Source organism: Geobacillus sp. B4113_201601 (genome assembly GCF_001587475.1).
GTDB lineage: Bacteria > Bacillota > Bacilli > Bacillales > Anoxybacillaceae > Geobacillus > Geobacillus icigianus.
Map to the genome: position 1 here is coordinate 48542 of NZ_LQYX01000040.1, position 6547 is coordinate 55088.

Sequence of the window (6547 nt, forward strand, 5' to 3'; positions counted from 1 at the left end):
TATGTTGTCAATGAGAGGGCGGGTTTCTCCACTTCTTTTTTTTGAAAGCGGATACACGGCGGGCCAATAGCGATCGGTGAGCGGTTTGGTTGCCGAAACGGCCGTTGTCGATTATGATAATGGATGTTCCGGTTGGAACGGTACATAATTTGAACAAGCAAGGGGTCTCAGACCGAAGCGGATTCGCGCTCCTTGCTGCAGGAGAGGGCTGACGAAGCATGACACGCGTCGAACAGATCATTCGGCTTGTGGAAAACGGCCACATCGATCAAGCGCTGGCGCTCGTGCCGAAGGTGAAACAATACGGAAATGATGAGGAAAAGTATGCGCTTGCCGACTATTTGTACGGCTTAGGGATGCCGGAAGAAGCGAAAGAGCTGCTTGAAGAGCTTGCCGCCCGCTACCCGGATGATGGCGATATTCGCCTGTTTTTGGCTGAAGTGTATACGGAATTGGAAGCGGAAGACGATGCGCTTGCCATTTTGGCAGAGATTGGCGAGGACGATCCGCAATTCGTGCGCGCCTGCTTGCTGGCTGCCGATTTGTACGAAATGCAAGGGCTGACGGAAGTGAGCGAGCGAAAGTTGCGCCAAGCCTATGAAAAAGCGCCTCATGAGCCAATCGTGCCATTGGCGCTCGCTGAGCTCTATTTTTCCCAAGGCGAGTACGCGAGAAGCGTGCCGCTTTATGAGCAAGTGCGGAAAACAGGAACGGAGCTGGCCGGCGTCTTGATCGCCGAGCGAATCGCTGAGGCGCTCAGCCGCTCAGGCGAATTCGAAGCCGCGCTTTCGTATTATCAAGAGGCGCTTCGGGAAAAAACGGACAGCCGGACGTTGTTCGCTTATGGGTTCACCGCCTTGCAGGCCGGCTATGCGCAAACGGCCATCGAGCAGTTTAGCGCCTTAAAGGCGCTCGACCCCGACTACAGCCCGCTTTACCTTCACCTAGCGAAAGCGTATGAACAGGAAGGGCGGCTTGTTGAGAGCTATGAGACGGCGCTTGAGGGCATCGGCGTCGATGAATGGAATAAAGAGCTCCGCCTTTACGCCGGCAAACTGGCGCTCAAGCTCAACAAGCCGGAGGAAGCGGAGGAACACTTGAAAAAAGCGCTTGAGATCGATGGGGGCTACATCGAGGCGCTCACCGTTTTATCGGCGCTTTGGCGAAACGAACAGCGCTATGAGGAGGTCGTGTCGCTGTTGGAAGGGGCGATGGCCGACGGTGAGTACGACCCGCAGTTCGAATGGGATTTAGGGCGCGCCAAACACCGGCTTGAGCGGTATGAAGATGCATTAAACCATTACAATGAGGCATATAATTTCTTTAAACACGACATCGATTTTCTCGAAGAGTATGGATATTTTCTCATCGAAGAAGGAAATCGAGCGGCGGCGAGAGAAATATTTCAACAAATCGTTCGCCTCGACCCAACGCACACTGAGGCGGCTGACGTTCTGTTGGATCTGGAGGAGTAGGGGAGAAGCGGTGGCCCAACCTCTTTTTTGGAAACCGATCGAGGGGGAAGCGCACAATGACACACGTGTCCGTCAATGAAAAAAAGGAGTTTATCCGGTGGTTTTTAAGCCATTACCAGTTGAAGCGGCGCGAGTGTGTTTGGATTTTGAACTATTTGATGAGCCATGACCAGCTGATGCAAAAGGTGCATTTCGTCGAGAACGCCCAATATTGCCCGCGCGGCATCGTGATGTCGACCCATTGCGTTGACGATGTGCCGTTTCGGTTTTATAAAGGCAATGTGATGACGACCGATGCGGAAAAGTCGTTTCATGACATTCGGCTGAACCGCGACGAAGATATTTACATTCAGCTCAATTTTCGCGCTTCTTTTCACTCACCGCAATACGTTGCCGTCCTTGAGGAAAACCCGTACGCGCCGAGGCAGGCACAGGTGAGCGAAAACGACCAGCGCCTAGCCGAACAGTTTTTGGAGCGGTCCATTTACGAGTTTCGGCGCGATCGGCTCATGAAATGGATCGATGAAGCGCTCGACCGCCGCGATGAAGAGGCGTTCCGCCGCCTGACGGACGAGTTGAATCAACTGTAGCACCTTGCCATCGGCAAGGTTTTTCTTTTGCCGAAAAATGTGATATGTTGATAACAAGAAATCCACTTTTCGGACAGAGGGGAGCACATATGAAATGGATCAGTGAAGACGTCAACGTGTATGAAAAGGAGCGCGGGTACGTCGATACGGCGCTCGTTCCGCTCCTGCCGCTGGCCTTTGACCAAGAGGCGAAACGGCTCGCCTCCGGCGGGGAGCTGGTCGGGCTTGTCGCCGCTGAGGCCGAGCGGCAGCTCCGCGGGCGGGTGTTTTTATTGCCGCCGTTTGTATATTTTGTCGATGAACCGCGCTCCGTGCTTCGCGAACGGCTTTCCGATTGGACAAGGCGGCTTGGGCGGGAAGGAATGGCGCATTCCGTCTATGTGACATGCGATCGTTCGTGGCAAGAGGGGGACGAAGCCGACCGCGTTTGGTTCGTTCCGTCCGTTCCGCTCGCAAGCATGGAGGCATCGTACAAGCATGAGCTCATTAGAGAGCAGGCCACCGGGTTGCTCCGCTTTCTTGTCGGCCGCTGGGCGCAAGAGTAAACACGACAGTCGGACGTTTTGCCAGCTGCGATATTGACCTTGCCCGACGATTGCGCTATCATTAGAATGTCCTAGTTTTCCATATGTGTTATACATACAATCGTCCGGTGCGGACTTGATCTTGCATAGAGGGGGGAAAACGATGAGCGACAACAAACATCGCGTCACGAGACGTCAGTTTTTGAACTACACGTTGACCGGCGTCGGCGGCTTTATGGCCGCGGGAATGCTCATGCCGATGCTTCGCTTTGCTTTTGATCCGCTTTTGAAAGACGAAGCGGGAACGGGTATGGTCGCGGTGGCTGACGTCAAGGAAATCACGACAGAGCCGAAGCGCTTCGACTTCAAGGTCAAGGTGAAAGACGCTTGGTATGAAGCGGAAGAGCCAAGATCTGCTTGGGTGTACAAGGATGGAAAAGGGAACATCGTCGCCTTGTCGCCGATCTGCAAACACCTTGGCTGTACGGTCGACTGGAATACGGACAAAGAGCATCCGAACCAGTTTTTCTGTCCGTGCCACTACGGGCGCTATACGAAGGACGGCACCAACATTCCGGGGACACCGCCGCAGGCGCCGCTTGACCGCTACGAGTACAAAGTGAAAGACGGGAAGCTGTACTTGGGCAAGGCGAAACCGAGAGGGGAGGCGTAATGCGTGTTAAACAAGCTGTATGATTGGGTGGACGAGCGCTTGGATATTACGCCTTTGTGGCGGGATATTGCCGATCACGAAGTTCCGGAGCATGTCAACCCGGCCCACCATTTTTCCGCCTTCGTGTATTGTTTTGGCGGGCTGACATTTTTTGTTACGGTCATTCAAATTTTGTCGGGCATGTTTTTGACGATGTACTACGTTCCGGATATTAAAAATGCGTGGGAGTCGGTGTATTACTTGCAGAACGAAGTAGCGTTCGGCCAAATCGTGCGCGGCATGCACCATTGGGGGGCGAGCTTGGTCATCGTCATGATGTTTTTACATACGCTGCGCGTCTTTTTCCAAGGGGCATATAAAAAGCCGCGCGAAATGAACTGGATCGTTGGCGTATTAATTTTCATGGTTATGATGGGGCTCGGCTTTACCGGCTACCTGTTGCCGTGGGATATGAAAGCGCTGTTCGCGACGAAAGTAGGGTTGAAAATTGCCGAAGCAACTCCACTTATCGGTCCGGCGATCAAAACGCTGTTGGCTGGAGATCCGGAGATTGTCGGCGCGCAAACGTTGACACGCTTCTTTGCCATTCATGTCTTCTTCCTGCCGGCGGCATTGCTCGGCTTAATGGCAGCGCACTTCTTAATGATCCGCAGACAAGGCATTTCCGGTCCGCTATGATCCGGTCGGCCTAGCGTTTGCAGGTGACAGAAAAAAGGAGGGAACGACGCAATGCATCGCGGAAAAGGAATGAAATTCGTCGGCGACTCCCGCGTTCCCGCGGTGAAAAAACCGAATATCCCAAAGGATTATTCGGAATATCCCGGGAAAACGGAAGCGTTTTGGCCGAACTTCCTGCTGAAAGAGTGGCTTGTCGGTTCGGTCTTCCTAATCGGGTTTTTATGCTTGACGGTCGCCCATCCGTCGCCGCTTGAGCGGATCGCCGACCCGACGGATACGACGTATGTGCCGCTGCCTGACTGGTATTTCTTGTTCTTGTACCAATTGCTCAAATATTCATATGCGTCTGGTCCGTATACGGTCGTTGGCGCCATTATTATGCCAGGATTGGCGTTTACTGCATTGTTGTTGGCACCGTTTTTGGATCGCGGCCCGGAGCGCCGTCCGTGGAAGCGACCGGTGGCGACAGGCATGATGCTCTTGACGTTGGCGGCGATGATTTATTTGACATGGGAAGCGGTCGTCACGCACGACTGGAAAAAAGCGGCTGAACAAGGGAAAATCCGCGCTGAAGTCAAAATTGATACGAACGCGGAAGGTTATAAAATCGCCCAAGCGAATACGTGTACGTCATGTCACGGGCAAAACTTGTCCGGCGGCGCTGGTCCGTCGCTCATCGGCACCGGCTTAAAGCCAGAAGAAATTGCTAAAATTGCTAAGCAAGGAAAAGGGAACATGCCAGCCGGCGTATTTAAAGGGACGGATGAAGAGCTGAAAAAGTTGTCTGAATTCATCGCCGGTTTAAAAGCGAAATAATTAGGTTCGGTCCGGAAAAGCTGACTCGCGTTAGTCAGCTTTTTTCGTGCTCGTGCCCAATCGAAGAGAGGTGCGAATGATGGCATGGCTTTATGCGCTGCTCGCTTCCCGGTCGGTCGTTTGGCTGCTCTTTGCCGTTAACGCTGCCGGCACAGCATATGGATATTATTGGTATAGGTATCAGCTAGCCGATACGCCCCCTTTGTTTTTACCGTTTGTGCCTGACAGCCCAACGGCGAGTCTTTTTTTTCTCATCGTCCTCGGCGCTTGGCTGCTCGGCCGGCGGGCGCCGCTGTTCGAAGCGCTGGCCGTGGTGACGCTCGTCAAGTACGGCATTTGGGCGGTCGTCATGAACGTGCTCGTCTGGCGGGTCACCGGCACGCTTGACTGGGCGGGTTGGCTGCTCATTGTCTCGCACGGGGCGATGGCGGTCGAAGGGATCGTATACGCTCCGTTCTATCGGTTCCGCTGCTCGCATTTGGCGTTGGCTGCCGTCTGGACGCTGCATAATGACATCATTGACTACGTTTTCGGCATGATGCCGCGCTATCAGATGTTGGCGAATTACGCCGATGTCATCGGTTATTTCACGTTTTGGCTGAGCATTGCTTCCCTTGCCGGCGCGTATTGGCTTGGCATCCGTCAGCCGCGCCGTCGGCTCTGTCTGTCCGATCGCGGCGCCTAGCGGAGGTGACGCTCCGGTCGTTCTTTCGGCAGGAACGATCAACTTTTCCAGCTAAGTCCCATGTCGCTCCACCCGCTTGTTTCGCTAATGGAAAAGGGGAGGATCGGTTTTCCCGCTTTCTTTGTTGAGTCGGCGTTGGGCAGCTCTCCGTCCCGCCGGCCGCGGAGGGCTGCGGCGAAAAGACGGGCGGCGCTTTACGATACTTGGCTGGTCTACTCTTGTCCACTCCTTCATACATTGTAGTAGTGAATGGAGGAGGGACGATGATGAAACGAATCGGGCTGGCCTTGCTGTTGTCGCTCGCTTTTTTATGGTCGGTGTCCGTCGATGCGGCGGGGCAACGGAGCGATTGGGAAAAATTAGATGATATTTCCGACGAGGCGCTGCAATTGGCCAAAAATGAGCGCTTCGCTGAAGCGCAAGAAGTGCTCCGCTATTTCTCTGAACGGTTTTTCGCGTTAGGGGCGAAGGAACGACTGAGATCAGCTGATGAACTGCGAGCGGTGACCGTGACACACGAGCAGGCGGTCAGGGCGATGAGCGCGCCGATTTCGGCGGAAGACAAGGTGGCGGCGGTCACCCAATTTCGCCTTGTCGTTGATGCCATCCATTCAACTTACCAGCCGCTTTGGTCGGAGATGGAGCCGGCGGTGATGGAGGCGTTGGCGGCGATGGAAAAAGCGGCGGAGCGCGGTGAAAAAGAGGCATATGCCGCTGCGGTGCGCCAGCTGGTTGACCGCTACACGTTGATCGAACCGAGCGTGAAAATTGACGTTCCGCCCGAAGTGGCGACAAAAGTCGATGACGATCTCGAAGCGCTGCAAGCCGCCGCGTTTTGGCAAGCCGATGAAACGAAGCGGCGCGAGCGGCTTTCGACCGCGCGCCATGATCTTAGGGCGCTGTTTGCCGGAGTGAAAAAGGACGAGGCCGACCCGTCGCTGATTTGGGTTATGATTTCAACCGGCGGAATGATCGTGTTGACGTTAACGTACGTCGGCTGGCGGAAATACAAAGGGGAAAAAGAGGAAAAACGGGCGCGGCAGCCCGAGGAATAAACGGGTGGTTCAAGGGAATGCTCCCCGTTTTTTTTTGGACGGGGGGGGGGA

General features: G+C 54.4%; 8 protein-coding genes. All 8 read left to right on the forward strand.

The annotated features are described in order from the left end of the window. Window positions 1-218 precede the first annotated feature (218 nt). Complete coding sequence (locus tag B4113_RS06075; protein ID WP_033021305.1) at window positions 219-1475, forward strand: tetratricopeptide repeat protein; 1257 nt, start codon at window positions 219-221, stop codon at window positions 1473-1475. Between the two features lie 56 nt (window positions 1476-1531). Beyond that, complete coding sequence (locus tag B4113_RS06080) at window positions 1532-2065, forward strand: ReoY family proteolytic degradation factor (protein WP_033021302.1); 534 nt, start codon at window positions 1532-1534, stop codon at window positions 2063-2065. Window positions 2066-2154: 89 nt separating this feature from the next. Next, window positions 2155-2610, forward strand: a complete 456-nt coding sequence (locus B4113_RS06085; protein ID WP_061912316.1) for a YpiF family protein — start codon at window positions 2155-2157, stop codon at window positions 2608-2610. A 142-nt stretch (window positions 2611-2752) separates the two neighbouring features. Continuing rightward, on the forward strand, window positions 2753-3262 hold the full coding sequence (locus B4113_RS06090) for a ubiquinol-cytochrome c reductase iron-sulfur subunit (RefSeq protein WP_033021821.1): 510 nt from the start codon (window positions 2753-2755) through the stop codon (window positions 3260-3262). Between the two features lie 3 nt (window positions 3263-3265). Then, complete coding sequence (gene qcrB / locus B4113_RS06095; RefSeq protein WP_033021820.1) at window positions 3266-3940, forward strand: menaquinol-cytochrome c reductase cytochrome b subunit; 675 nt, start codon at window positions 3266-3268, stop codon at window positions 3938-3940. A 51-nt stretch (window positions 3941-3991) separates the two neighbouring features. After that, window positions 3992-4756 (forward strand): menaquinol-cytochrome c reductase cytochrome b/c subunit, encoded by a 765-nt coding sequence (locus B4113_RS06100; RefSeq protein WP_061912317.1) that lies wholly within the window; start codon window positions 3992-3994, stop codon window positions 4754-4756. A 79-nt stretch (window positions 4757-4835) separates the two neighbouring features. After that, window positions 4836-5441 (forward strand): DUF1405 domain-containing protein, encoded by a 606-nt coding sequence (locus tag B4113_RS06105; protein ID WP_033844947.1) that lies wholly within the window; start codon window positions 4836-4838, stop codon window positions 5439-5441. A 266-nt stretch (window positions 5442-5707) separates the two neighbouring features. After that, on the forward strand, window positions 5708-6496 hold the full coding sequence (ypjB, locus tag B4113_RS06110; protein WP_033844065.1) for a sporulation protein YpjB: 789 nt from the start codon (window positions 5708-5710) through the stop codon (window positions 6494-6496). The last annotated feature ends 51 nt before the right edge of the window (window positions 6497-6547 follow it).